This is a genomic window from Kitasatospora sp. P5_F3 (assembly GCF_054049135.1).
In genome coordinates this window covers 31,712-58,195 of record NZ_JBFUMY010000028.1, presented here as the reverse complement: position 1 = coordinate 58,195, position 26,484 = coordinate 31,712, and the positions used below count along the sequence as shown (strand labels likewise).

The following is a 26,484-nucleotide window of genomic DNA, read 5'->3' as shown; positions in this document are numbered from 1 at the left end:
GAACTGACACTGCGCCAACTGACGCTTCTCCTCACCCACTTCCCCACTGGCAAGGAGCTTCGATGGACCCCCAGCCAAGTGACTACGTCCTTGAGGGCGACAACTCGATGTACGCCACGGCGAGCGGCCTGGTGGTGCCGGTCGTGACCCGGGCCGGTACGGAGCCCGGGGACACCGGGCAGTCCGCCGGCGCCACCCGGATCTCGGGGGTCAGCATCCAGCACACCCCGGCCACCAGGATCTGGTTCGGCAAGGTCCACAACGAGGGCGGCTACCGCTCGGTGCCGCATCACCACGGCGAGGCCGAGACCGGCGGCTACGTGCTCTCCGGCCGGGGCCGGATCTACTTCGGCCGGAACTTCGAGGACTACATCGACATGGCGGAGGGAGACTGGGTCTTCGTCCCGCCGTTCATGCCCCATGTCGAGTGCAACCTCGACCGCGACAAGCCGCTGACGTGGATGACGACCCGCACCCCCGAGAACATCGTGGTCAACCTCCCCCAGGTCCCGGACGCGGACCTGCGCGACTGGCTGGAGCGGCCCTGATGACCGACACCACCTCCGAGGCCTTCACCGCCGCGGTCACCCTGAGCCCCGTACAGGCAGAACACCTCGACCTCGCCTTCACTGCGGTCACCCAGCCCTGCCCGTGGCCGAAGGCCTACGGCGGCGACCTCGTCGCCCAGGCCGCGGCGGCCGCCATGAGGTCCGTCGACGACGGCAAGACGCTGCACTCCATGCACTCCTACTTCATGCGCCCCGCCGAGATCGGCAGGGAAGTGCGCTACGAAGTGGAGCTGCTGCGCGACGGCCGGGGCTACGCGACCCGGCAGGTGCGCGGCTACCAGAACGGCAAGCCGCTCTACGTCTGCCTGGCCAACTTCGCGGCCGGCGAGCCCGGCGCGAGCTACAACTGCGACACCCCCGTCGGTCCGGACCTGCCCGGCCCCGACGAACTTCCCAGCTCCGCCGAGTACCTCGCGGACCGGACCGGCGGGACGATGACGCCGGCCTCGAAGGCCTACTGGTCCACCGGACGAAGCTTCGACATGCGACACGTGCCGGGCCCGGTCTACCTGACCGTCGAGGGCGCGCAGGTGCCCCACCAGGCGGTCTGGGTCAAGCCGTTCGACGCCCTCCGGCCGGTCGAAGGGCTCACCGACGCGCAGCGGGACACGGCGGCTCTCGCCTACGTCTGCGACTACACGATCCTGGAGCCGGTGCTGCGGGTCCTGGGCCTGCACTGGGCGCAGGAGGGTCTGGTCACCGCCAGCCTCGACCACGCGATGTGGTTCCACCGCGCCCCGCGACCGGGTGCGGCGGACGGCTGGCTGCTCTACGCCCAGCAGGCCGGCGCGGCCGAGGCCGGGCGCGGCCTCGCCTCCGGCCGCTTCTTCGACGCCGACGGCACCCACCTGGCCACCGTCGTCCAGGAGGGCATGATCCGTACGTCCGAGGCAGGCCGGGGATGAGCCTGCCGCCCTCGGGCCACGCCGACACCTTCGCCCGCGACCACCTGCCCCCGGCCGGGCAGTGGCCGGTGCTGGAGTTCACCACCGAACTGCTCCAGTACCCGGAACGCCTCAACGCCGCCGTCGAGCTGATCGACCGTCCGGTGGCGGCCTTCGGCCCGGACCGGCCTGCGCTGCGCACGCCGGACGGCGAGGTCTGGACCTATGGCGAGCTTCAGCGGCGGGCCAACCAGGTCGCCCAGGTGCTCACCGAGGACCTCGGCCTGGTACCCGGCAACCGAGTGCTGCTGCGCTCCCCCAACAATCCCTGGACCGTCGCCGCGTGGCTTGGCGTACTGAAGGCCGGCGGAATCGCCGTCGCCACCATGGCCGCCCTGCGAGCACGCGAGCTGGCACCGATCGTGGAGAAGACCCGGCCGACCGTGGCGCTGGTCGACCACCGCTTCCTCGAGGAGGTGTTCACCGTACGGAACACGGTCGCGCCGGATCTGGCCGTCGTGGCCCACGGCGGCGACGCGGCCGACGACCTGCGCAACCGGGTCGAGAAGAAGTCGGGGCGGTTCCCTGCGGCCGACACCGCAGCGGTCGACGTCGCACTGTTCGGGCCGACCTCGGGCACCACCGGCGCCCCGAAGATCACCGTGCACTTCCACCGCGACATCCTGTCGATCGACAACACCTTCGGAAAGAGCATGCTGCGGCTGCGCCCCGACGACCTGGTCGCGTGCACCGCACCGTTCGCCTTCACCTTCGGCCTGGGCATGCTGGTCGTTTTCACACTCCGGGCAGGCGCCTGCGCCCTCCTCACCGAGGCCGCCGCCCCGGTGGAGCTCGCCCGGCTGGTCGCCGATCACGGCGTGACCGTGCTGGCCACCGCACCGACCGCGTACCAGCAGATCGTCAAGTCCGGCGAGGTACGGCAGCTCTCGGGCCTGCGATCCGCGGTCAGCGCGGGGGAACACATCCCCCGGGGCCTGTGGGAGAAGCTGCGCGACGAGCTCGGCATCAAGGTCATCGACGGGATCGGCGCCACCGAGATGCTGCACATCTTCATCTCGGCCACCGGCGAGGACATCCGCCCGGGAGCGACCGGCCGGCCGGTCCCCGGCTACCGCGCCACCATCCTCGGGCCGGACGGCGAGGAGGCCGCCCCCGGCGTCGCGGGACGGCTCGGCGTGATCGGCCCGGTCGGTTGCCGCTACCTCGACGACGATCGGCAGGCGAACTACGTCGTGAACGGGTGGAACGTCACCGGCGACACCTTCCTGCGCGACGAGGACGACTACTTCTGGTTCCAGGCGCGCAACGACGACATGATCGTGTCCTCCGGCTACAACATCGCCGGCCCCGAGGTGGAGGCCGCGGTCGTCACCCACCCGGACGTGGCCGAGACGGCGGTCGTCGCCGCACCCGATTCCGAGCGCGGCTCGGTCGTCTGCGCGTTCGTCGTGCTCCGCGCCGGCGTGGTCGGCGACGCGGCGAAGGCCAGGGAGATCCAGGACCACGTCAAGCAGCAGATCGCCCCGTACAAGTATCCGCGCGAGGTGCGCTTCACCGACGCACTGCCGCGCAATCCCAGCGGCAAGCTCCAGCACTTCAAGCTCCGCCAGATCGTGGCGGGTCGCAGCGTGGAGGACCGCAGTATGGAGGACCAGGCATGAGGATCGCCATCGCCGGCGGCGGCCCGGGAGGCCTGTACTTCGCCTCCCTGATGAAGCAACTGGACCCTGCGCACGAGGTCACCGTCTGGGAGCGCAACGCGCCGGACGACACCTTCGGTTTCGGCGTCGTCTTCTCCGACGAGACCCTCAGCGGAATCGACAACGCCGACGAGGTCGTCCACGCCGCGATGGAGAGCCGGTTCGCCCGCTGGACCGATATCGACATCGAGTTCAACGGCCACCGGTTCACCGTCGGCGGTCAAGGCTTCGCGGCGATGAGCCGCCAGGAGCTGCTCGGGATCCTGCAGCGGCGGGCCGCCGATCTCGGCGTCACCGTCCACTACCGGACGCAGGTGCCCGACGTGGACGAGCTGCGGGTGTCCCACGACCTGGTGCTCGCCGCCGACGGACTCAACTCCACGATCCGGACGAAGTACGCCGACGTCTTCGGGCCGTCGCTGGACCGGCGGTGCAACAAGTACATCTGGCTCGGCACCGACCTGGTCTTCGAGGCGTTCCAGTTCTTCGTCAAGCAGACGGAGTGGGGCACCATGCAGATCCATGGCTACCCCTTCTCCGGCACCGGTTCGACCTTCATCGTCGAGATGCACGAGGACGTCTGGCGGCGGGCCGGCTTCGACCGGACCGAGGGCCAGGACCTCCCGCCGGGCGTCTCGGACGAGTACGCCGTCGCGAGGATCCGGGAGGTCTTCGCCGATGAGTTGAAGGGCCATCAGGTCCTCACCAACAACTCGAAGTGGCTCAACTTCACGACGGTCCGAAACGAGCGGTGGCACGACGGCAACGTGGTGCTGCTCGGCGACGCGGCGCACACCGCCCACTTCTCGATCGGCTCGGGCACCAAGCTCGCCATGGAGGACGCGCTCGCGCTGGCGGCGTGTCTGCACGAACACCCGACGGTGGCCGAGGCGCTGGAGGCCTACCAGCTCGAGCGCAAGCCGGTCGTCGAGTCGACCCAGCGGGCCGCGCAGGCCTCGCTGGAGTGGTTCGAGAACATCGGCATGTACGCGGGCCAGGCCCCGGCCCAGTTCGCGTTCAACCTGCTGACCCGGTCCCGTCGCATCACGTTCGACAACCTCAGGGAGCGGGACGCCGAGTTCGCCGCCCTGATGGAGAGCGAGTTCGCCCGACACGAGCAGGCCGCCGAGGTGGCCCCGGCGATGTTCCAGCCGGTACGGATCGGTCCGCTCCGGCTGAAGAACCGCGTCATCGTCTCCCCGATGGACATGTACTCCTCGGAGAACGGAGTCCCCGGTGACTTCCACCTGGTGCACCTCGGCTCCAAGGCGCTCGGCGGAGCGGGCTTGGTGATGAGCGAGATGGTCTGCGTCTCGCCCGAGGGCCGGATCACCCCGGGCTGCCCCGGACTGTGGACCGACGAGCAGCGCGACGCCTGGCGCCGGGTCACCGACTTCGTGCACGACCACACGACCGGCAGGATCGGCCTGCAACTCGGCCACTCCGGTCGCAAGGGTTCGACCAGACTCATGTGGGAGGGCATCGACCAGCCGCTCGACGACGGCAACTGGGAGGTGATCGGTCCGTCCGCGATCCCCTACGGCACCGACTGCCACGTGCCGCGGGAGGCCACCCGGGAGGACCTGGACAAGGTGGTCGCCGACTTCGCCGCGGCCGCCGAGCGCGGAGTGCGGGCCGGCTTCGACCTCGTCGAGGTGCACGCCGCCCACGGCTACCTCCTGTCGTCCTTCCTCTCCCCCGTCGCCAACCGGCGCACCGACGAGTACGGCGGGACCCTGGAGAACCGGCTGCGGTTCCCGCTGGAGGTCTTCGACGCTGTGCGCCGGGCCGTCCCGTCCGGGGTCCCGGTGACCGTCCGCATCTCGGCGACCGACTGGGTACCCGACGGCAACACCGAGGACGACGCCGTGGAGATCGCCCGTGCGTTCATCGAGCACGGCGCCGCCGCGATCGACGTCTCCTCGGGGCAGGTCACCCAGGACGAGAAACCGGCCTACGGCCGCTCCTACCAGACCCCGTTCGCCGACAAGATCCGCCACCGGGTGGCCGGGCCCGCCGGCGTCAAGGTGATCGCGGTCGGTGCCATCTCGTCGTACGACGACGTGAACTCCGTCCTGCTCGCCGGACGGGCGGACCTGTGTGCCCTCGGCCGCACCCATCTCTACAACCCGCAGTGGACCCTGCAGGCCGCCGCCGAACAGGAGTACCGGGGCGCGGGCGCCCGGTGGCCGATCCAGTGGGAGGCGGGCCGCCGCAAGCCGCCGACCTCCCGCACCGACCGGATCCCGCCGCGACTGGAGCTGCTGCGCGAGGGAGCCGCCGGCCAGGTGCACCTGCGGTGGACGCCGGGACCGGACACGGTGTCCGGGTGACCGGCCCCGGCGTCCAGGGCCCACTCCATGACCCGAGCCCGGTCGGCGTCCACCGGACCCGGATCGAGTGGATCGACACCGACGCGGCGGGCATCTACCACAACAGCGCGATCGTGCGATTCGTGGAGGCCGCCGAGGCCTCGCTCATGGCCGAGCGGGGCCTGCCCGGATACTTCCCGGTGGCGCCCCGGGTCCACTACGAGGTGGACTTCGAGTCACCGCTCTTCTTCGGCCAGGACGTCAGCGCGGTCGTGGAGCTGGTCTGCATCGGCACGGCCTCGATGACCTTCGCCTTCGAGGTCTGGGGCGAGCGGTTCGAGGGACGGCAGCGGCGCCGGGCCGCGCACGGCCGCTACGTGACCGCGCACATCGACCGCGACCACCGCAGCGGTGCCGCGAGCATGCCGTGGCCCCGGGAGTGGATCGCCGCACTGAGCGGGCCGATGCGATCATGAATGACCACCTCGGCGATACTGAACGGGATGAGCGAGACGAAGAGCGCCCGGCCCCCGGCAACCGCCCGCCGTTCCCGGCCCCTGCTCGTGAGCTTCCTCGGCGCGGTCGTCCGCCCCATGGGCAACTGGATGCCGATCGCGGGCACGGTGGAACTCCTGGCCCAGTCGGGCCTCGACGCCTCCAGCGTCCGGACGGCGGTCTTCCGGCTCAAGAAGCGCGGATGGCTGGAGTCGCAGACCCGCTCCGGCCTGCGCGGCTACGCCCTGACGCCCGCTGCGCTGGAGGCACTCGCGGCCGGTGACGAGGTGATCTGGCACGCGCGGCAGCCGGCCGATCTCGGCGACGGCTGGTGCCTGGTGAACTTCTCCGTGCCGGAGTCCGCCCGCGCGGTGCGCCACCAGCTGACCGCGCACCTGACCTCGCTCGGCTTCGGCAACATCGGCTCGGCGGTGTGGATAGCCCCCGCACGGATGCTCCCGGCCGCTCAACGCGCCATCGACGAGCTGGATCTCACCGAGCAGTGCGCCGTCTTCGTCGGCGACTATCTCGGGGGGCAGCAGCTCACGACCATGGTCCGCAACGGCTGGGACCTCGCCGAGATCGACCGGCGCTACCGCGAGTTCATCGAGGACTACGAGGGAGAGAGCGACCGCCTCGCGGCCGACTCCTTCATCGACGGCAAGCACGCCTTCGTCACCTATCTCTCGGTGATCGACCACTGGCGCAAGCTGCCGTTCCGCGACCCCGGGCTCCCGCCCGAGGTCCTGACCGAGGACTGGAGCGGCCCCGCCGCCGTCCGCCTCTTCGAGCGGTTGGTCGCGGAGCTGGACGGCCCGGCACTCGCCCACGCCGCCCACTACTGGTCCGCGCAGCCGAAGCCGACCGTCACCGAAGGCGGCGACGCAGCGCCGAAGTGACGTGGTATCAGGTTCTCCTGAGAGCGGGGTCTGTGACGTGATCAGCCAGCCGTTTTCCCGAGAGGCGGACTGGCGTCAACGCGGTCGCCGCAGATCAGGACCCACCCAGGTCCAGCACCGCAGAAGCCCATTCCACGATGGCCGGTGGTTCAAGTCCGGCCTCGGACACCAGGCAAGACCCCACTTCACGTGGGGTTTTTTGCTTTCCCGGATCCGCGCAGCGGCTGTGTGACCCACCGCGTGGCCCACAGGAATGATTTTGCTCTGGACCAGCGCAGCAAGACCCATGCGGCTGGACGTGATGGCCGCCGGCTTCTTGACCCCGTCCCTCCTGCTGTGCCCGTACCGAGCCATCGTGTAGCCGGGCGAATGGTGGCGAACGTTCGCCGAGACCTCCACCGGAGAACTGTCAGGCACGCCTCGTACGCTCCCCGCATGAATGATCAAACTTGGGCTGGTGTGAGGGAACGTGTGCACTCGCTGGGGGTCAGCCCGGCGAGTTCGGGTGTGTTCGGTTCCCTGGGGCATCGGTTTGCCTTGGACGAGCCGTTGACGCCGGCCGACGTGGCTGACCTCGAAGGCCAGGTAGGTGCTGTTCTGCCTGAGGAGTACCGAGAGTTTCTCCTCCAGGTCGGAGCCGGCGGAGCCGGCCCGGCGTACGGCGTCTTCCCGGTACGTCGCGTCCAGGGCCGCTGGCGCTGGGAGGGAGACGGCGCGGACCTTGCCGATCTGTCCAGGCTCGCTGAGCCGTTTCCCCGACTGGGACCTGACCCGGACCTGGTCGGGACACTGCGGGAACAGCGCCCGGAGGAGCAGGACTTCGAGGAGATCGAGGACTTCGACGACGCCATCGAGGCCTGGGACGAACGCTGGGAGCCGGTGATGTTCTCCCCGGACCGCACGGTGGGCGCCATCGTGATCTCGCATCTCGGCTGTGCCGCCCGCCAGTGGCTGATCGTCAGCGGCCCCGAGGCAGGCCGGATCTGGTCCGACAACCGAGCGGACGACGAGGACCTCACCCCGCTGCTTGACGAGCACGGCGCACCGAAGACTTTCGGGCGCTGGTACCTGGACTGGCTCAATGAGAGCGAGCAGCGGGGCCGTTCGTAGTTCTCGCTCGCCCGACAGGTACGGCGTCGTCGGCCGTCGGCGTTTGGCTTTCGCCCCGGGGCTGCCATTCGAAGAGCTCCTCCAGGTACCCCCATGGATCGCCGCCCGAGCCTTTGATCCGCTTCTCGTCACCTTCGTTCAGAAATCGGGAGTTCGGCGCTCCGAAAAGTCTGGGGCTACCGAGCGGGCGCTCTCCGGAGGGGCCGAGCATCCTCACGACGAACTCGGCCATGCCGAAGTCGAAGCGCGCGAAGTCCCCTTCACGATTGCGAACCACCACAGGCCACTGGTCGGGGTCGGCGGTGTCCCAGTAGAGGACGGCGGCGTCGACCGTCATCCCCCAGCAGATCAATCCTCCCTCGTCCGGCCGTACCAGGTAAGGCCATTCACCGTCCTCCTGTTGCAACGACCTCGCGACAGAGGTGAGTTCACTGACCGCACACTCCTTGAGATCCGAAGCAGGATCGAGAACTGTCGCGACTACCAGGTAGTCGTCGATCGTCCCGGCACCGTAGACGGCCAGGAAGTCACGATGGTCACCGGGGAAAGTCACACCCCACCGTGTGGCCACCTGGCCCCAGTCCGCCGGACTTCCGGCAGGCTTGGACGGCGGCTGCAGAAGGGTGGCCAGCAGTTCTACCGACGGATGCAGCATGGATTGCCTCCACTCCGATCACTTGACGCCCGGCCTAGGCAACGCACTACCTCATGCCGGAACAGGGCAGGATCAGCGATTGCACCCGCCGCACCCTAACGGTCAGGGCTGACGGCCCGGACTTCGCGGAGTAACGTGCCGGGGTTCTCCCGTCGTCGAGGTCGACCGCATCGATGCGCCCGTGAAACCGGCTCCCGATGGTCGACCTGAGCTGGGATGATCCCGCCGTGGCACAGCTTGATCGTCCACAATCTCGAACCGCTTCCTCTGGACTCGGATCTGACGCCCGGTCGGCGGGTTGGCCATAGCGGCCAGGTTCACCCGGATTGGCTTGGGCACCGCCGCACCCGAGGCGGCCGACAGGATGTTGTGGACGTGCCGTGTTCGGGGCTCCCGCTGCCGTAACGGCCGGGAGCCTCCTGCTGGCAAACCCTCCAGCACGGCTGGCCCGTCACGTGACCAACGGGTGACCAACGGCGCGTCAGGTGCGTCTGTGCAGGTCGGGACGGAGTGAAGCTGATGCCTGAGTGGAGCGTCCGAGTCTCCCTCGGACACCGAGCGAGCTCACTCCCAGCCCGCCGTCTCAGGCACCGCCCCGGTCGGATCGGTCGGCGATGCCTACGGCTACGGACTCGTGGACTCCACGATCGACCTTTACAGGACCGACGTCATCAAGGCGTGAAAGCCGGTGGGTCACGCGCGTGGCGGCCGTGCGGGAGTGCCCGCATGGATCAGGGAGTCGTCGGCGGGCCGGTACGCCAGCGGCTGCTCGGCGGGGCTGAAGCCGGCCAGCGCGAACGAGAGGAAGCGCCGCCAGCTCTCGGGGGCCAGGCGCTGCGTGTCGTCGACCAGGCTGCGCATGGCAAGCACGCAAAGGTACACGTCGGTCAGTGTGAGGTCGTCGCGCACCTCGCCAGAGGTCCGCGCCTCCTCCAGCAACTGCCCGAGCAGCGCCCAGAGTTCGTCCCTGCGCCCGTCGGCGCCGGGCGGCGAGACCTGCCACAGCCGGGACAGGCCGCCGTGGTGGGAGGCCATCACCGACCCGATGTACCAGAGGGCGTCTTCCAGGCCGTGTCCCGGCGTCTGCGCGCTCGCCACCCGCCGGGTGTTGTCCAGGACGGCGTCGAGGATCTCGTCGCTCAGGGCCTCGACCAGCGCGTCCTTTGTGGGGAACCGCCGGTAGAGCGTCCCCATACCGACCCCGGCTCGCCGGGCGATCTCCTCGACGCCGGCGTCCGGGCCGACCTCGGCGAAGACCTCCCAGGCGGCCCGCAACAACCGCTTCCGGTTCTCGGCCGCGTCGCGGCGCAGAGCCTTGGTCGGGGGTGCGGGTTGTGCCGGGGGGTTGGTCATGCGACGGTCGATCCGCTCTTCTCCGGGACCTCGATCCGGCGGTCCATGACGGTGCGGCTCCCGCTGGCGCGGTGGGCCGGAATGAGGAGTGCCGCAGCCGCCGCGAGCACCGCGGCCCCGGCCAGGAACCAGAAGGTGCTGGTGTAGCCGGAGTCCTGCGGGAACGGGTGGGCGGCCGTGACCCCGGAGGCCAGGATACTGGCGGCCACCGCGCTGCCGATCGCTCCGCCGACGGTCCGGATGTTCGCGTTCGTGCCGCTGGCCGCGCCGGTCTGGGCAGGCGGGACGGCCTCGACGATGATCGCGGACATCGCGGACGAGCAACTGCCGAGGCCGACGCCCAGCAGGGCGGAGGCGAGGTAGATCTGCCAGCTGTGGTCGTGGGCGAGCGCCAGCAGCACCATCGGCGCGATCGTGACCAGGCCGCCGCCGACCAGCACCCGCTTGGAGCCGAAACGCGCGGCCAGCGGCCCGGCCAGCACACCGAACACGAACATGGCGGCGCTCATCGGCAACATGTACATCCCGGACCGGGTGACGCCGGCGCTGAACCCGTAGCCCGCGACCTCGCTCGGCGTCTGCACCAGCTGCGGCAGGAAGGTCATCGTGGCGTACATTCCGACGCCGACGAGCAGGGCGACCAGGTTCGTGGTCCAGACGGCGGGGACGCGCAGCATCCGCATGTCGATCAGTGGGGCGTCCGACCGTAGCTCGGCCAGGACCCACAGGACGGCGAGGATCACGGCTGCGGCGAACAGGCCCACGATCCGCGCCGAGTCCCAGCCCCAGGACTGCCCCTTGCTGACGGCCAGCAGCAGGGCGACCAGCCAGGCGGCGAGCAGCGCGGCCGCGCCCCAGCTGATCCGGCCCGGGGTGCGCACCGGCGACTCGGGTACGAACCGGTGGGTGGCGATGACGGCGATGACGGTCATCATCATCGGAATCCAGAACAACCAGTGGTAGTCCAGGTGCTCGACGATCGGTCCGGCCAGGATCAGCCCGAGGCCGGCCCCTGCGGCGGTGAGCGCGGAGGCGACGCCGACCGCGCCGCGCACCCTGGTCGCGGGAAACTCGTCGCGGATGATCCCGAAGGCAAGCGGCAGCACGCCGCCGCCCAGGCCCTGGATGACCCGCGCGATGATCATCGGAGTGATCGAGTCGGCCGCTCCGGCCAGGGCCGAACCGCCGGCAAGCGCGACGAGCGTGACGATCAGCATCCGCTCCTTGCCGACCTTGTCGCCGACCCGGCCCAGGATCGGGGTGGCGACGGCGGCGGACAGCAGGTAGCCGGTCATCAGCCAGGTCGCGGTGGACTGACTGGTGTGCAGCTCCCGGGTCAGGGTGGGCAGCACGGGGACGATCAGCGACTGCAGCAGGGAGAAGGCGGCGATGCCGAGCAACAACACGGCGAAGGTCAGGTTGTAGTGCGGGCGGCCTGGCGTTGGGGGCATGGGTGGGGACTCCAGAGCAAAGAGCTAAGCGGAGATTCGACTCCGCATCTGGATGCTAGCAGAGGAACCGGAGATTGAACTCCGCATACTGAAGCCCTGCCGAACGACAGCGGACACGCTCGCGATGGAGCTTCCCGCAGGAGATGGCGGGAAGCTCCACACCGGCCCTCGGGACGTCAGACGCGCGGCTGCTGCTGCGTGATGCAGTGGATCCCGCCGCCGTTCGCGAAGATCTCGCGGGCGTCGACGAGTTCGATCGTGCGGCCGGGGAAGAGCTTCGCGAAGGTCGCGGCGTTCTCCTCGTCGCGCGGGTCGTCGAAGGCGCACAGCACGACCACGCCGTTGGCGACGTAGTGGTTGATGTAGCTGTAGTCGACCCAGCCGTGGCCGTCGTCCTCCAGCACGGTCGGCGCCGGGATCTCGACGACCTCGAGGGCACGCCCGCGCGCGTCCGTGGCGGCCCGCAGCAGCTTGAGGTTCTCCTTGCCGACCTCGTGGTCCGGGTGCGCGGGGTCGGGCTGGGTGTGGCACAGGACCACGCCGGGGCGGGCGAAGGAGGCGACGATGTCGACGTGGCCGCGGGTCCCGTTGACGTCGTAGTCGCGAGTGAGGCCGCGCGGCAGCCAGATGACCTTCTCGATCCCGAGGTACGCGCGCAGTTCGGCCTCTACGTCGTCCTTGGTCCAGCCGGGGTTGCGCCCCTTGTCGAGCTGCACGGTCTCGGTGATCATGACGGTGCCCTCGCCGTCGACGTGGATGCCGCCGCCCTCGTTGACCATGCGCGACGCGTAGCGCTTGGCGCCGGACACCTCGATGACCTGCTCGGCGGTGTGCTGGTCGCGTTCCCAGGTGGCCCAGTCCTGGGCGCCCCAGCCGTTGAAGATCCAGTCCGCGGCGGCCAGGCTGCCCGCGCCGTCGGTGAGGAAGGTCGGGCCGCTGTCGCGGATCCAGGCGTCGTCGAGGGGGCGTTCGACTACGGTGAGCGGCATGTCGACGTACGGCGCGATGGTGTCGGCCTCTCCGACGTTGGCGACCATGGTGACCGGTTCGTAGCGGGCTATGGTCTCGGCGACCTTGCCCCAGGCGACGCGGGCGTGGTGCAGGTCGTGGTCGCCGCCGTCGAAGGTCGCGTTGGAGGTGGGCCACGCCATCCAGGTCCGCTCGTGCTGGACCCACTCGGCGGGCATCGAGAAGCCGTCTGCGGCCGGGGTGTTCGTCATGTCGGGAGTTCCTTGTCCGGTGCTCGGTAAGGGCGGAGGGTGAGTCAGAGGAAGTACACGCGGTTGAGGGAGACCGAGTCGGCCGGCTCCGACATGACCGGGTCGCCGTCGAGGGTGACCATTCCGGTGTCGGCTGCGACCCGGACCTCGGCGGTGCGGTTGTTGAAGTGCATCGCCGCGGGCCCGATCCCACGCGTGCTGCGCACTCCGACGCGGCGCCGCCTGGTGGGCATCAGGTCGCCGCCGGTCTGGGCGGCGGCCTGGCTGGTGAACGCGACCGACAGTTCCGCCGGGGCCGCGCCGTGCGCGCCGAACTGCGGTCCGAGCACCAGGGGTTCGCACGTGTCGGTGGATGCGTTGGGGTCGCCGACGACGCCGTACGCGGGGAACCCGGCCTTGAGCACGAGCTGCGGCTTGGCCCCGAAGTGGTCCGGCCGCCACAGCACGATGTCGGCCATCTTGCCCGGCTCGATCGACCCGACCTCGTGCGAAAGTCCGTGCGCGATCGCCGGGTTGATGGTGAGTTTGGCGATGTAGCGCAGTACCCGGGCGTTGTCGTGCCGTCCGTCGGCGGGGTCGCCTGCCAGCGGCCCGAGTTCGGCCTTCATCTTGCCTGCCATGGCGAACGTACGGCGGACGGTCTCGCCCGCCCGGCCCATGCCCTGGGCGTCGGACGACGTGATGGGGATGACGCCCAGGTCGTGCAGCACGTCCTCGGCGCCCATCGTCCCGGCCCGGATGCGGTCCCGCGCCATCGCGGCGTCGCCGGGCAGGTCCGGCTTGAGGTCGTGCGCGGACACGATCATGCCGAAGTGCTCGGCGACCGCGTCGCGTCCGAACGGCAGCGTCGGGTTCGTCGACGAGCCGATGACGTTCGCGACCCCGGCCATCCGCATCACGTTGGGGACGTGCCCGCCGCCGCAGCCCTCGATGTGGTACGCGTGGATGGTGCGGCCCTCGAGCACCGCGAGGGTGTCCTCGACCGACAGGCACTCATTCAACCCGTCGGTGTGCAGGGCCACTTGCACATCGTGGTCCTCGGCGACGCGCAGCGCGGTGTCCAGTGCCCTGGCGTGTGCGCCCATGTCCTCGTGGACCTTGAAGCCGGACGCGCCGCCCTCGACGAGCGCCTCGTCGAGCGGTCCGCGGCCGGAGGACGAACCACGGGCCAGGAACGCGATGTTGACCGGCCACGCGTCGAACGCGGAGAAGGCGTGCCGCAGCGCCCACGGCGAGTTGACGCCGACGCCCCACACCGGCCCGAACTCCTGCCCGACGATCGTCGTCACGCCCGCGGCGAGCGACGCCTCCATGATCCGCGGGCTCAGCAGGTGGACGTGGGTGTCGATGGTGCCCGCAGTGGCGATCAGGCCCTCGCCGGAGACGATCGTCGTGCCGGTGCCGACCACCACGTCCACGCCGTCGAGTGTGTCGGGGTTTCCGGCCCGGCCGATCGAGGCGATCCGGCCCTCGCGGATGCCGATGGACACCTTGCGGATGCCCTGCACGGCGTCGATGACGACGACGTTGCTGATCACGACGTCGCAGGTCTCGCGGACCGTCTCCGCCTTCAGGTGCAGCCCGTCGCGCGCGGTCTTGCCGAACCCGGCCAGGAACTCCTCGCCGTGCTGTTGCGCGTCCGACTCGATCTCGATGATCAGCCCGGAGTCGCCGAGCCGGATCCGGTCGCCGGCCCGCGGGCCGTACGTCGAGGCGTAGTCGCGGGGATCGAGGACTCCCCCGGTTGCGGCGGCCATCAGACCTCACCTTCCTTGTAGATCCGGGGCTCAGCCGTCACGTTGGCGCCGGTGTCGAGATAGCCGCAGGCGTGCGCGCGGCGCAGTGCTTCGTCCTTCGCGCCGGGCGCGTCCAGCGGCCCGTCGACCAGTCCGGCGAAGCCGATCGCTATGCGCGCGCCGCCGATCGGGACCAGGCCGACCGAGACCTTGGCACCCACGTCGAAGCGCACCGTTGCGCCCGCCGGGATCGCGGCGCGACGCCCGTAGGCGGCCGAACGGTCGAACAGCAACCGGGGGTTGGCCTCGAAGAAGTGGAAGTGCGAGGTGACGCTGACCGGTACCTCGGCGGTGTTGCGCACCTCGACGGTCAGCACGTCGGCGTCCGCGAACGGGTCGGTCGGGGCGTTCCCGAACAGCACCGCGCCGGGCGCCTCGTCGCCCAGCGAGCCGGGCCCGGCCTCGTCGAGCTGCGGTGCAGCGGGGCCACCGGTACACGAACCACCGGTGTGGCAGGCCCGGTTGACAAAGGTGGGCGGCGCGCCGGCGTTTTCGGCGGACCGGAACGGGTCGGTGACCACGGCCAGCCTGGTGGCGTCGTCGAAGACCGCCTCGACCTGGATGTCGCCGACGATGTCGACGACTCCGGGCAGCACGTCGTCGGGGGCGAGCACGCTGCGCGCGAGGTCGATGGCCTCGGCCAGGCGCTTGCCGTCGCGGGCCGCCTCGCAGACGGTGTCGGCGATCAGCGCGTGCGCTTCGGGGACGTTGAGCTGCAGGCCGCGGGCGCGGCGGGCGCGCGCGAGCTCGGCCGCTGTGAAGATCAGCAGCCGGTCGCGCTCCGTCGGGGTGAGTCGCATGAAACCTCCGGATAGTGCGCCGTTCAATGCGGGATCGAACGGCGGTCCAAAGAACTGTCGACGCCGTGTACACAGGCCGGAGTACCCCGCCTGACCCGTCGGTGGCCCGACTCGAGGCAGGCCGCTAGGCCCCGTCGGCCATGAGGGTGCGACCGGTCTGGTCGTGGATCAGAGCGATGCCGTCGGCACGCAGCCGGGCGAGTGCCCCGCCGGGTCCGGCACCGTTCAGGGGCGGGCCGCGGCGCGTGGGGCGCGGCGGCGGCGGGGGGTGGCGCGCTGGGGTGCCAGGTCGGCGGGTGGGGTGCCGGGGTCGGGCAGGGGCTGGAAGGGCAGGTCGCCGTCGTAGTGGACGGCGAGGGTGAGCTGACCGGCGGCCAGGCGGCGGGCTGTGGCGAGGCCGAGTGTGGACGTGGACGTCTCGGTGATCAGCCGGGTGGTGAGGCCGTCGAGCAGCGCGAGGGCGATGGTGGCCACGTCGGCGGGGTCGCAGTCGCGGAAGTCGCCCGAGCGCAGCCCGTCCTCGACCACCGCGGCGAGCGGGCGCAGCATGCGTGCGCGGAACTCGGTGAGCGTGGAGGCGAGTTCGGGTGATCCGGAGGAGCGGATCTCCAGCTCGGCCCACAGGCGGCATTCGAGGACGTCGTCGTGGGTGAGCGGGAGGCCGAAGTCGATGAGGTCGGCCAGCCGTTGGGGCGGGGTGTCGCGTTCGGCGTGCCGGGTGTGGCCCGAGAGGCGGGCTTCGGCGCGGGTGAGGGAGTGCGCGAGCGCGCCGGTCAACAGCCGGTCACGGCCGGTGAAGTGGTAGTGCACCAGCGCGCTCGAGACACCGGCGCGGGCGGCGACGTCGGCGATCCGGACGCCGTCGAAGCCGTCCCGGGCGATCAGCTCGACGGCGGCCTGCAGGATGCCCTCCCGCGCGCCGCCGGCGGTGTCCGCTGTCACGTCGTCGGTCCTGGTCTCCTGCTCGGTCACGGCATCGATCCTGTCACAGCTCTTGTCCTCGGTCTGCGGCTGACCTTAAAGTCAGCCACCTGCCGCTGACTTTAACATCAGGGAACCCGGAAAGAGCAACACCCATGAGGGTGTGAAGCTCGGCCCCGACATCGCCACCGGCACCGCGAAGCCCTCTTGGACCGCACCACTCGGTCCGTTCGACCCCGCATGAACCGGAGGACCCCGTGACCCCCACTGGACCTGCCAGAACCGCGACCGACCATGCGCCGCCGGCCTCTACCGACGCGGTGCACATCGAGACCCGCGGCATCGACCACATCCCCGACGACGAGCGCCACGGCCGCCCCCGCGACCTGCTCTTCGTCTGGGCCGCAGCCAACGTGAACTACCTGTCCGTCGTCCTGGGCGGCAGCCTGGTCCTGCTCGGGCTCAACACCTGGCAGGCGCTGCTCGTCATCGTCCTGGGCAACCTGTTCTGGGCGTTCAACGGCATCCTCGCCATCAGCGGCCCCGTCGCCGGCACCCCCTCCAGCGTGCAGACCCGCGCCATCTACGGCATCCGCGGCAACCGTGTGTCGACCGTGATCACGAACTGGTCGGTCTGTGTGGCGTACGAGGCCATCAACCTCGCCATGGGCGCGCTCGCCGGCTTCGCGCTGCTCGACCAGTTCGGCGTCACCGTCGGCACCACGACGCGCTGGGTGGTCGTGCTGCTGCTGGCGGTCGTCACCATCGTGGTCAGCGTCTACGGCCACGCCCTGATCGTGCGTCTGAGCCCGGCGTTCACCTGGATGCTGACCATCACTCTGACCGTGCTCGCCGGATTCGTCCTCGCCCACGCCGAGCCCGGGCGGCAGCCCGACGCCGCCCCGCACGGCGGCGAGCTGGTCGCGGTGGCGCTGCTCGGCTTCGCCATCATCGCCTCCGGCCCGCTGTCCTGGGGAACCGGAGCCGACTACGCCCGCTACCTGCCGGCCGACTCCTCACCCCGCGCGGTGGCCGGCTGGACCGCGCTCGGCGGCTTCGTCCCCTCGGTCCTGCTCGGCGCGGTCGGCGTCCTCGCCGGCACCGCGGTCGACATGACCGACCCTCAGGTCTCCCTGGCGGAGATCGTGCCGGGCTGGTTCTACCCGCTGTTCCTGCTGGCCATCGTGATCGGCTCGGTCGCCGGCAACGTCCTCACCATGTACAGCTCCGGCCTGGCCCTGCAGGCCGTCGGCCTGCCGATCAGGCAGTGGGCCGCCGTCCTGCTCGACGGTGTCGCCGGCGTCGCCATCACCGCGTACGCCCTGTTCGTCAGCAACTTCATCGACGCCCTCAGCCAGGTCCTCGAACTCACCGTCGCCGTCCTCGGCCCGGGTCTGGCGATCAGCGTCACCGACCTCATCCTGCGCCGCAACCGTTACCGCGGCCCGGGCCTGCACAACGAAACGCCCACCAGCGCCTACTGGTACCACGGCGGCGTCAACTGGGCCGGCGTCACCGCACAGGTCCTCGGCACCACCGCCGCGCTGCTGTGCATCAACTCCACGGACTTCCAGGGCCCTTTCGCCGATGCACTGGGGGGAGCGGACCTGTCCGCACTGGTCGGTCCCGCCGTCGGCGCGCTGCTGTACGCGGTGCTGTTCAAGCGGCTGTACCGGACCCAACTCGCCACGGCCCGAGCCGACGCATAACCCCGCGCCGGGACCGAGCCGCGCCCGGCTTCGGTCCGCGCATCATGCCCACACTTCGGAAGAGGATTGATCAGATGCATCCGTCAGCGATGACCAGACGCGGCTTCGGTGCCGCCGCCCTTCTGACCGCATCGGCCGCCGTGCTCGGCACCTGGACGGCCGCCGATGCCGGTGCCGCGTCCGCCGCGCAACGCTTCGTGGTACCCGGCGAGTTCGAACCGCACGCGGGCACCCTGATGGCCTGGCCGCACGAGACCGGCGGCGCCGGCTGGAACGGGCACATGCTCGAGGCCCAGGCCGAGATCGCCGGACTCGCCAGGGCCATCGCCAGGTTCGAACGCGTCGTCATGGTCGCCCACCCGGGCACGGCCGCCGACGCCCGAGCACAGTGCGGACCGACCGTCGAGGTCACCGAGTACGACGTCTGGGACTGCTGGACCCGGGACAACGGCCCGGTCTTCACCGTCAACACCTCCCGCACCGCGATGATCGGGCTCGACTTCGTCTTCAACGGGTGGGGCAACAAGTACTCGTACGGCAACGACGACAACCTGCCCATCGGGGCCTGCAACTACCTGGGCGTGCCCCGCAAGCCGATCAACATGGTGCTGGAAGGCGGCTCGGTCATCCAGGACGGGCAGGGCACCGTCATCGCCACCGAGGAGTGCCTGCTCAACCCCAACCGCAACCCCACCATGAGCAAGGCCCAGATCGAGGCCGCCGTGCTCGACGCGTACGGGGCGCAGAAAATGATCTGGCTCCCCTACGGCCTCGACGGGGACTACGACACCGACGGACACGTCGACCTGTGCGCCTCGTACGTCGGACCGGCCAAGCTGCTGATCCTCACCCAGCCCGGCACCGGCAGCCCGAACGAGCAACGCATGGCTGCCAACAAGGCGGTGCTCCAGGCAAGTACGGACGCCCTCGGCCGCAGCTTCGAACTCGTGGAGATCCACGCCCAGCCCCGCTGGTTCGAGGCGAGCCGCAACGTCCTCATCTTCAGCTACACCAACCACTACCCCGTCAACGGCGGGGTGATCGTCCCGCTGGCCGGGGTACCCGAGGACAGCACTGCCCTGAGCATCATCGGCAGCGCCCGGCCAGCGCCGACGGCGCGTGCCGGTCGGGCCGGGGCTGCCACCTGACGTACGCGAGACGTTGGCTGCGAACGCTCCGTCGGCTTCAAGGAGTTGGCCGTACTGGTTGCTGCCCCGGCTCCACACTGCAGTTCCTGTGCTTCACGGACGGCCTGGTCGAGTGGCGCTGAGACACCGGCACCTCGCGGCGGCTCTCGCGATACCGGCCGGACAGGCCCTGTGTGAGCGCAATGACATGGGGATATCGGGGGCGGACCGAGCCCCCGTTCCCAGGGGTCGGCCCTCGGCGGGCCTGTGCCCGTCGAGGCCTGGGCGTCGGCGGAGCCGTCGAAGGACCGGCATCAGCTGGACGGCGTCACCTTCGAGTACGACTCGCGGATCCTCCCGGTCGCCGTTGGCCCGTCCGCCTCATACGGTCGTGTTCGGGGGCGGGATCGTTGTCACAGGAGGCCACGATGGGGCATTACCGGTGGGTTCTGGAGACCCAGGACGACGATGGCCACTGGTCCCGGCGGGACGGTGCTCCCATGCAGAATCCGCTGGAGTACGACGGGCCGCCCCAACGGGCGGCCAACCACCTGCGGGACGTGTTCGTACGCACACTCTCCCGGCCCGCTCCCTGCCCCCGGGCGGTCAGGATCCGCCTCTGGGAGGGAGCCGATGCTCTTGGCGAGCCCCAGGCCGAGACCGAGTGGTCACGCGAGTGACGCACGGCAACCAGGTGCCGCAGCTGGCACGGCAGGTCATGCCACCACCACGCGAATGAGTGAACCGTTCGAGTGGCGGTCAGATGCCGGCGGCGGTACGGATGGCCCGGACGATGCCGTCGGGGTCCGGGTCGGTGACGGCCAAGCGGGCGTACGGCGAGGAGCTCCACAGGTCGACGCATACGACGGGCCGGTGGGCTCGGACTCGGACAGCCGAGAAGTCCTTCCCCTGGGGATGCGGACGGATGCCGTAGGACAGGACGCCGGGAATCCAGGTACCTCGTCCGCGCACGCCGCGCAGAGCACGCCACCAGTCGGGCTCGACGCTCACCTGATGGATCGCGGACACGGGTGCGCGGACGTCACGGCGACGCGCCGCGGCCTTCTCCCACCACGACAGGTCGACGATGAGGTCATCGCCCTTCACCACGAACCGCGCCATCGCTCCTCAGTACCGCCTTCCGGCGTTACGCCGATTGTTGCCCTCGGGTCGTCACTCGGCTGCGGATGGCGCCGACGCCATCCCCACCATCGCGATCCAGTACGGTCCTCGCCCGCACCAACTATCTCCTTCCCGACCTGGACACCACCATGCTCGCCAGCTGCGCCCACCGTCGGGTCGACCTGGTGGGCCGACAGGACCGGCCGGCCGGTGCGAACCTGTGCGGATCGCGGCGGGAACCAGGACGGCCGACCCCTGCACGGTCGGACCGGAGACCACGACGACCGGTCGGAGTACGGTGGGGAGACCGGGGGCGGTTCGGATCGGATGCCGGCTGTCCGGGGCGTCGTCCTCGGTGGTGAGCGGGCTCTTCCAGGGCCTGCGGATGGGTGGCGGGCCATGGCGGATGACTCCGACACGCCGTTCTCGGCGCTCCTGCCGGACCGGTTCCGCGAGGCGGCGAAACCGGGTTCGGTTCTGCTGAGGCTGGAGACGACGCGGTCGCGCGAGGGGACGCTCGATGGTGCGTGGTGGCCTCGGTCCCGTGACGTCGGTGCCGAACTGCCCGGTCTGGTCACTGCGCTGACCGAGCACCTGGGCCCTGTCACGAGCATCGGCCTGGATGCGGACGCGTGGGACGACGTCCCGGCCCGTCTGGTCGTCGACGGCCGGTCCGTGCACATCAACTGGTACCCGGTCGGTGATGACACGGTGATCATCACGCGGGGTGACCGCGATCATTTCGCGCTGCTCGTTGTCCCTCCGCGAGCAAGCCTCGACGCGGCCCATGCCGCGATGGCGCGGGCGGTCGAGGCCGGCGGCACCGACTCGGCGCGGCGGATCCTCATCGTCACCGGCATCAGCTCCGAGCTTTCCGGCGAATCGTTCTGACCGATGCGCCACCCGTACGAGCTCTTCGGGTGGCCAGGAAAGACATGGTGGAGACATGTCCGTCTACGTGAAACTCTCGGTCGACGCCCGGACCCCGTCCGAGCCGTCCAAGGGGCCGTTGGACATGCAGTACCAGGACGTCCCCGGCGGCCTCACGTACGAGTACGACCTGCACCCCAGCGGAGCGCTGCGGATCCTGCGCGTCTTCGAGGACACTCCGCACGCGGTCGAGGCTTGCTTCAGCCCCGGGGCATGGCTCGAGGTCGCGGGCACCTATCTGCGAAGCGGTTCCGCGTACTGATCCGCAGGTCCTGCCGTCCCCCGGCCGACCAGCAGTAATTGGCTGACGCGACGGCATTCGCGCACCTGACTTGCCCGAATTCGCGCTTTACCGGAGTACCCTGGAGAGTGCCGGAGAACCTACCGGCAGGACGATCACGAGGAGGTACATATGCAGATCAGAGAAGCAGGAGCCCTGATTCTGCGGCTCGTGATCGCGAAGTCCCAACCAGTCCTTTCGGTCGGGAGATAACCGGACCACTTAGCTGCCCGGGGGGGGCAGATACAAATCCTGTTGTTCAGATCAGCGTTTATGCAGGGCATGGGCCGTTTCCGCAGAAATGCGGGGGCGGCCTTTTTGTTGGTTCCGCCAAGTGACAGTCGCAGTGCGATCCCGTCACGCTGCCACAAGCGCTCGGGTCGTTTCCAGCCCCCGCAATCTGACAGGTGACCGAGCGACTCGGGGAATACCGCTCCCTGCCACCGGAGGAGACGTGACGTGATGAGTCCCGACGGACAGCGTTCCGTCGTGGTCGGCGTCGATCCCGAACGCCCCAGCCGCATGGTGCTCGCCTGGGCCGCCGATGAGGCGAATCGGCGCCACCTGCCGGTGCGTGTAGTGCAGGCGTGGAAACCCGTGACCCGCGAGGGCATCTGGCCCCGGCTCTGGCCCGAACTCCACGAACGTGCCCAACTGCTTCGTACGGCGGGTGAGCACGCGCTCGACGAGGCGGCCCGCTTCGTCAGGGAACGCCACCCCGCCCTGCAGGTGTCAGCCCGGCTCGTCGACGGGGACCCGGCCGAGGTACTGAACAGGCAGGCCGAGCGGGCCGTGGTGCTGGTCCTCGGCTCACGACCGCTCTCCGGCGTCCGGGAGCTGTTCCACTCCGGGGCGGTGACTCTGCCGCTCATCGCGCACGCGAGCTGCCCGGTGGTGGTCGTCCGGGACCCGGAGCACATCACCCAGCAGCCGGCGTACGTCGTCGTCGGTGTGGACGGCAGCCGGACGGCACAGGAGGCCGTGGACTACGCCTTCGAAGCGGCAGCACTGCGGGGCGCCGAGCTGCGCGCTCTGTACGCCTGGAACCCTTCGCACCTCTCGGTGGCCGATGAGTACCGCGTGGAGCAGGAGTCCCGCCGGGTGCTCGCGGAGACAGCGGCCGGGCGGCGGGAGCCCTACCCGGAGGTGGAGCTCAGGCACGAGGTGGTGCGCGGACATCCGGTGGCCGTCCTGGCCGAGGCCTCCAAGCATGCCCTGGCCCTGGTCGTCGGCACGCGGGGTGCCGGGGGTTTCACCGGGCAGTTGCTCGGGTCCGTCGGCCAGGGCGTCCTGCATCATGCTCGGTGTCCTGTCGTCACAGTGCCGGGGCCGACCGGGCCACGTGACCTGGACGGTGACGCCCACAGCTGGACCGCGAAGTGATCGAACAGCAGGGTCGTCGACGCGAACTGACCGCCGTAGAAGGCACGTTCACCAGGGCCGACGATCGGCGCGTCGAACCCCGCCCCGGAACGACTCCGGCAGCGCTCACCCACCCACCCACGCTGTCAGGGCACTTGGCTCACGGCGGCCGCCGTTCCGTCGCCACGCTCGGGTCACACCCGCGTTGCGTAGGGGTTACGGGGATGCCCGTTGTCTTGACGGTGCAACGGGGGAACTGCATACTCACGTCCCGAAGGTTAAACGATTAAACGCAGATGAAACGAGGTCGGATCGCCATGGCCCGGGTGCGTATGTCCGATGTTGCGGCCGCCGCCGGCGTCTCGACCGCCACCGTCTCGATGGTGCTGAGCGGTGCGGGCAACGACCGCATCTCGCCGCAGACGCAGGCCCGGGTCCGCGAGGCGGCCGAGGCGGCCGGGTACGCGCCGAACTCGGTGGCGCGCAGCCTGCGGACCCAGCGGAGCCGGACGATCGGGCTGATCTCCGACACCATCGCCACCACCCCCTTCGCGGGCCGGATGTTGGCGGGCGCCAACGACGTCGCCCGGGACCACGGCCACCTGGTCATCCTGGTGAACACCGACGACGACGCGGAGCAGGAGCGGAAGGCGATCCTCGCCCTGGTCGGCCAGCAGGTCGACGCGATGCTCTATGCCCGGATGTGGCACCGCGCGGTGGACGCGCCGGCCGGCCTCCCGGCGGACGCCGTCTTCCTGGACTGCCGTCCGACGGATGGCGGTTGGCCGGCGGTGGTGCCGGACGACCGGCAGGGCGGGGCCGCGGCGACGCGTGAGCTGGTGGCGGCGGGTCACCGGCGGATCGCCTACGTCGACGCGCCCAACCCCGAGGAGGTCGTCGCCTCGAAGCTGCGCCACCAGGGCTATCTGCAGGTGCTCGCCGAGTCGGGGATCACCCCCGATCCGGCCCTGCACGTGCGCGCGACAACCGATGCCGCGGGCGGGCGGACGGCTGTCGAGGGACTGCTGGACCTGCCGGCGGAGCGACGTCCGACCGCGATCTTCTGCTTCAACGACCGTATGGCGATGGGTGCTTACACCGCCGCTCACCGTCGCGGCCTGGTGATCCCCGACGACCTGTCGATCGTCGGCTACGACGACCAGCAGCTGATCGCCTCGGAGCTGGATCCGCCGCTCACCACGGTCGCACTGCCCCACTACGAGATGGGCCGCTGGGCGATGGAGGTTGCCCTGGGGCTGCGGGAGTCCGATCGGAACGACCCGCTTCTCATGAACTGCCCGATCATCCGTCGGGACTCCGTGGGGCCGCCGCCGATCCCGGCCGGAAACTGAGAACGGCGGCGGACTCACCGAAATCACATGGCAGTTGACGCTGCCATCACACCGGGGACGACCTGCAAGTCGGCCCCTTGAAGGGATCACCTGTGCGCAAACCCCTCGCAATCGTAGCAGCGGCGGTCCTCCTGGGAACGGTCGCGCTGAGCGGCTGCGCCAAGGCGAGCCACGACGGCACGCCGTCCGGAAACGGTCCGACGCAGATCAGCATGTGGACGCACTCCGCGGGAAACCCCGGAGAGCTGGCTGTCTACAAGAAGATCATCGACGATTTCAACGCCTCGCAGACCAAGTACCGGGTCGTCCAGCAGAACTTCCCGCAGGGCTCGTACAACGACGCCATCACCGCGGCGGCCGCCGCCCGCAACCTGCCGTGCCTGCTGGACATGGACGGCCCGATCATGCCCAACTGGGCCTGGGCCGGCTACCTGCAGCCGCTGGAGCTCCCGACCGCGCTGACCGATTCGCTGCTGCCCACCGCGGTCGGCCGTTACAAGGGCAAGGTCTACTCGGCGGGTTACTGGGACGCGGCGTTGTCGATCTTCGCCCGCAAGTCGGTGCTGGAGAAGAACAACATCCGCATCCCGACCGTGGACCAGCCCTGGACGCTGGAGGAGTTCGACGCCGCCGCCGCCGAGCTCAAGAGCTCCGGCTACGCGACCCCGCTCGACCTCGGCACGGCCGACAAGGGCGAGTGGTGGCCGTACGCGTACTCGCCGATGCTGCAGAGCTCCGGCGGTGACCTGGTCGACCGCACCGCCATGAAGTCCGCCGACGGTGTGCTCAACGGCCCCGACTCCGCCAGGTTCTTCACCTGGTTCCAGAAGGTGTTCAAGAACGGCTGGGCGAACAACAGCGGCCCGGTGGGGAACCAGAAGTTCATCGACGACAAGGTGGCGCTGAGCTACACCGGCGTGTGGAACGCCCAGGACGCGCTGCAGAAGGTCGGCTCCGACCTGCTGATCCTGCCTCCCGTCGACTTCGGCAAGGGTCCCCGGATCGGCGGCGGCTCCTGGCAGTGGGGCATCTCCGCCGGCTGCGGCAGCGCGCCGAGCGAGGGCGCCCGCGAGTACCTGAAGTTCAGCTTCCAGGACAAGTACCTCACCGACTTCGCCGACAGCCAGGTCGTCATCCCGGCCACCACGGGCGCCGCCGCCGCGTCGAAGTACTTCGGCCCGGACGGCTCGCTGCACCAGTTCGCCGTCCTGTCGCAGAAGTTCGCCCTGGTCCGCCCCGCCACGCCCGGCTACCCGGTGATCTCCACCACCTTCGAGAAGGCCGCCAAGGACATCATGAACGGCGCCGACGTCAGGTCCACCCTCGACAGTGCCGTGCAGTCGATCGACAGCGACCTCAAGTCGAACAACAGCTACGGCAACTGACGAGGCGTCAAGCGATGGCGGGGCGGCTGCCGTGCCGCCCCGCCTGTGGAAAGGCGTGACCCCATGACGGCGACCTTCCGTCTTGAATCCCCGGCCGACGCGGCCACCCCCGAGGCCACCCGGGCACCGATCAGGCGCGGACAGCGCGCCGCCCGCCGCGGCGAAGCCCGCGCGGGCCTGGCGATGGCCTCACCCGCGATCGTCCTGCTGCTGACGTTCCTGATCGTGCCGGTGCTGCTCGGCTTCGCACTCTCCTTCACCAACGCGCGGCTGATCTCCCCCGAGCCGCTGCGCTTCGTCGGCCTCGACAACTTCGTCCGGGCTTTCACCATCGACCCGACGTTCTTCCGCTCGGCCCTGAACACCTTCGCCTTCGCGGCCGTGGTCGTCCCCGTCCAGGCCGGCTTCGGGCTGTTCCTCGCCCTGATGGTCAATCAGAAGATCCGCGGCGTGACCGCGTTCCGGGTGATCTTCTTCATCCCGGTCGTGACCTCGATCGTCGTGGTCTCGATCCTGTGGAAGTTCATGTACCAGCCGGACGGGCTGGTCAACTCCTTCATCGACTCGGTCACCTTCGGCGCCTGGCAGGGCACCGCCTGGCTCAACAACCCCAGCACCGCCCTGTTCGCGATCATCGTGCTGTCCGTCTGGCAGGCCGTCGGATTCCACATGCTGATCTGGCTGTCGGGGCTGCAGACCATTCCCGAGGAGCTCTACGAGGCGGCCCGGATCGACGGCGCCGGGACCTGGCGCCAGTTCAGGGACGTCACCTGGCCGTGCCTGCGCCCGACCAGGATCTTCGTCCTGATCACCATCACGATCGCCGCGCTCGGCCTGTTCGTGCAGATCGACGTGATGACCCAGGGTGGCCCGATCGACTCGACCTCCACGCTGGTCTACCACGCGGTGCTCACCGGCTACCGCCAGCAGCAGATCGGCTACGGCTCCGCGCTGTCCCTGGTCTTCTTCGTGATCGTGCTCGTCATCGCGCTGATCCAGCGCCACCTCACCCGCGACAAGGACTGACCCAT

24 protein-coding genes are annotated in these 26,484 nt (G+C 69.9%); 16 read left to right on the top strand and 8 right to left on the bottom strand.

The window, feature by feature from the left end; translation table 11 throughout:
• Nucleotides 1–62: 62 nt before the first annotated feature.
• From ACXJMZ_RS17985 to ACXJMZ_RS17955, 7 genes are all read left to right on the top strand, one after another.
• Nucleotides 63–548, top strand: a complete 486-nt coding sequence (locus ACXJMZ_RS17985) for a cupin domain-containing protein (protein WP_457031061.1) — start codon at nt 63–65, stop codon at nt 546–548.
• Nucleotides 548–1,474, top strand: coding sequence for an acyl-CoA thioesterase (locus tag ACXJMZ_RS17980; RefSeq protein WP_457031060.1), 927 nt, complete (start codon nt 548–550; stop codon nt 1,472–1,474). Before ACXJMZ_RS17985 ends, ACXJMZ_RS17980 begins: the two co-directional genes overlap by 1 nt.
• A complete protein-coding gene (locus ACXJMZ_RS17975) occupies nt 1,471–3,135 on the top strand; it encodes an AMP-binding protein (protein ID WP_457031059.1) in 1,665 nt (554 codons plus the stop codon). The genes ACXJMZ_RS17980 and ACXJMZ_RS17975 overlap by 4 nt, the downstream gene beginning before the upstream one ends.
• Nucleotides 3,132–5,507, top strand: coding sequence for a bifunctional salicylyl-CoA 5-hydroxylase/oxidoreductase (locus tag ACXJMZ_RS17970; RefSeq protein ID WP_457031058.1), 2,376 nt, complete (start codon nt 3,132–3,134; stop codon nt 5,505–5,507). Before ACXJMZ_RS17975 ends, ACXJMZ_RS17970 begins: the two co-directional genes overlap by 4 nt.
• Complete coding sequence (locus tag ACXJMZ_RS17965; RefSeq protein WP_457031057.1) at nt 5,474–5,962, top strand: acyl-CoA thioesterase; 489 nt, start codon at nt 5,474–5,476, stop codon at nt 5,960–5,962. The genes ACXJMZ_RS17970 and ACXJMZ_RS17965 overlap by 34 nt, the downstream gene beginning before the upstream one ends.
• A gap of 27 nt (nt 5,963–5,989) precedes the next feature.
• Nucleotides 5,990–6,880, top strand: coding sequence for a PaaX family transcriptional regulator (locus ACXJMZ_RS17960; protein ID WP_457031056.1), 891 nt, complete (start codon nt 5,990–5,992; stop codon nt 6,878–6,880).
• Between the two features lie 435 nt (nt 6,881–7,315).
• The gene (locus ACXJMZ_RS17955) at nt 7,316–7,990 is read left to right on the top strand and encodes an SMI1/KNR4 family protein (protein WP_457031105.1); all 675 of its coding nucleotides are present in this window, start codon (nt 7,316–7,318) and stop codon (nt 7,988–7,990) included.
• Here ACXJMZ_RS17955 and ACXJMZ_RS17950 read toward each other — a convergent pair.
• From ACXJMZ_RS17950 to ACXJMZ_RS17920, 7 genes are all read right to left on the bottom strand, one after another.
• Complete coding sequence (locus ACXJMZ_RS17950; protein ID WP_457031055.1) at nt 7,959–8,645, bottom strand: hypothetical protein; 687 nt, start codon at nt 8,643–8,645, stop codon at nt 7,959–7,961. The genes ACXJMZ_RS17955 and ACXJMZ_RS17950 overlap by 32 nt on opposite strands.
• A 693-nt stretch (nt 8,646–9,338) precedes the next feature.
• Entirely contained in the window at nt 9,339–9,998 is a 660-nt protein-coding gene (locus ACXJMZ_RS17945; protein WP_457031054.1) for a TetR/AcrR family transcriptional regulator, read from the bottom strand.
• Entirely contained in the window at nt 9,995–11,449 is a 1,455-nt protein-coding gene (locus tag ACXJMZ_RS17940) for an MFS transporter (protein WP_457031053.1), read from the bottom strand. Before ACXJMZ_RS17940 ends, ACXJMZ_RS17945 begins: the two co-directional genes overlap by 4 nt.
• 176 nt (nt 11,450–11,625) lie before the next feature.
• Nucleotides 11,626–12,669, bottom strand: a complete 1,044-nt coding sequence (locus tag ACXJMZ_RS17935; protein ID WP_457031052.1) for an agmatine deiminase family protein — start codon at nt 12,667–12,669, stop codon at nt 11,626–11,628.
• A 44-nt stretch (nt 12,670–12,713) separates the two neighbouring features.
• Nucleotides 12,714–14,426 carry an urease subunit alpha gene (locus ACXJMZ_RS17930; RefSeq protein WP_457031051.1) on the bottom strand — a complete coding sequence of 571 codons (1,713 nt, stop codon included), beginning with the start codon at nt 14,424–14,426 and terminating at the stop codon, nt 12,714–12,716.
• Nucleotides 14,426–15,265, bottom strand: a complete 840-nt coding sequence (ureA, locus tag ACXJMZ_RS17925; RefSeq protein ID WP_457031050.1) for an urease subunit gamma — start codon at nt 15,263–15,265, stop codon at nt 14,426–14,428. The genes ACXJMZ_RS17930 and ureA overlap by 1 nt, the downstream gene beginning before the upstream one ends.
• Before the next feature lie 225 nt (nt 15,266–15,490).
• Entirely contained in the window at nt 15,491–16,237 is a 747-nt protein-coding gene (locus ACXJMZ_RS17920) for a TetR/AcrR family transcriptional regulator (RefSeq protein ID WP_457031049.1), read from the bottom strand.
• A 269-nt stretch (nt 16,238–16,506) separates the two neighbouring features.
• Here ACXJMZ_RS17920 and ACXJMZ_RS17915 point away from each other — a divergent pair, with 269 nt between their 5' ends.
• The 3 genes from ACXJMZ_RS17915 to ACXJMZ_RS17905 all read left to right on the top strand — a co-directional run bounded on the left by ACXJMZ_RS17915 (nt 16,507) and on the right by ACXJMZ_RS17905 (nt 19,702).
• Nucleotides 16,507–17,895, top strand: coding sequence for a purine-cytosine permease family protein (locus ACXJMZ_RS17915; RefSeq protein WP_457031048.1), 1,389 nt, complete (start codon nt 16,507–16,509; stop codon nt 17,893–17,895).
• Between the two features lie 89 nt (nt 17,896–17,984).
• Entirely contained in the window at nt 17,985–19,043 is a 1,059-nt protein-coding gene (locus tag ACXJMZ_RS17910; RefSeq protein ID WP_457031047.1) for an agmatine deiminase family protein, read from the top strand.
• A 479-nt stretch (nt 19,044–19,522) separates the two neighbouring features.
• The gene (locus tag ACXJMZ_RS17905; RefSeq protein ID WP_457031046.1) at nt 19,523–19,702 is read left to right on the top strand and encodes a hypothetical protein; all 180 of its coding nucleotides are present in this window, start codon (nt 19,523–19,525) and stop codon (nt 19,700–19,702) included.
• A 79-nt stretch (nt 19,703–19,781) separates the two neighbouring features.
• Here the strand turns inward: ACXJMZ_RS17905 and ACXJMZ_RS17900 are convergent, their stop codons facing one another.
• The gene (locus tag ACXJMZ_RS17900) at nt 19,782–20,144 is read right to left on the bottom strand and encodes a hypothetical protein (RefSeq protein ID WP_457031045.1); all 363 of its coding nucleotides are present in this window, start codon (nt 20,142–20,144) and stop codon (nt 19,782–19,784) included.
• Nucleotides 20,145–20,543: 399 nt separating this feature from the next.
• Between ACXJMZ_RS17900 and ACXJMZ_RS17895 the strand changes: the two genes are divergently transcribed.
• The 6 genes from ACXJMZ_RS17895 to ACXJMZ_RS17870 all read left to right on the top strand — a co-directional run bounded on the left by ACXJMZ_RS17895 (nt 20,544) and on the right by ACXJMZ_RS17870 (nt 26,479).
• The gene (locus ACXJMZ_RS17895) at nt 20,544–21,035 is read left to right on the top strand and encodes a DUF5994 family protein (protein WP_457031044.1); all 492 of its coding nucleotides are present in this window, start codon (nt 20,544–20,546) and stop codon (nt 21,033–21,035) included.
• Nucleotides 21,036–21,090: 55 nt separating this feature from the next.
• Nucleotides 21,091–21,336 carry a hypothetical protein gene (locus tag ACXJMZ_RS17890; protein WP_457031043.1) on the top strand — a complete coding sequence of 82 codons (246 nt, stop codon included), beginning with the start codon at nt 21,091–21,093 and terminating at the stop codon, nt 21,334–21,336.
• Between the two features lie 480 nt (nt 21,337–21,816).
• Entirely contained in the window at nt 21,817–22,737 is a 921-nt protein-coding gene (locus tag ACXJMZ_RS17885; protein WP_457031042.1) for a universal stress protein, read from the top strand.
• 311 nt (nt 22,738–23,048) lie between these two features.
• Nucleotides 23,049–24,068 (top strand): LacI family DNA-binding transcriptional regulator, encoded by a 1,020-nt coding sequence (locus ACXJMZ_RS17880; protein ID WP_457031041.1) that lies wholly within the window; start codon nt 23,049–23,051, stop codon nt 24,066–24,068.
• Nucleotides 24,069–24,280: 212 nt separating this feature from the next.
• The gene (locus tag ACXJMZ_RS17875) at nt 24,281–25,453 is read left to right on the top strand and encodes a sugar ABC transporter substrate-binding protein (protein WP_457031040.1); all 1,173 of its coding nucleotides are present in this window, start codon (nt 24,281–24,283) and stop codon (nt 25,451–25,453) included.
• A gap of 63 nt (nt 25,454–25,516) precedes the next feature.
• On the top strand, nt 25,517–26,479 hold the full coding sequence (locus tag ACXJMZ_RS17870; protein WP_457031039.1) for a carbohydrate ABC transporter permease: 963 nt from the start codon (nt 25,517–25,519) through the stop codon (nt 26,477–26,479).
• The last annotated feature ends 5 nt before the right edge of the window (nt 26,480–26,484 follow it).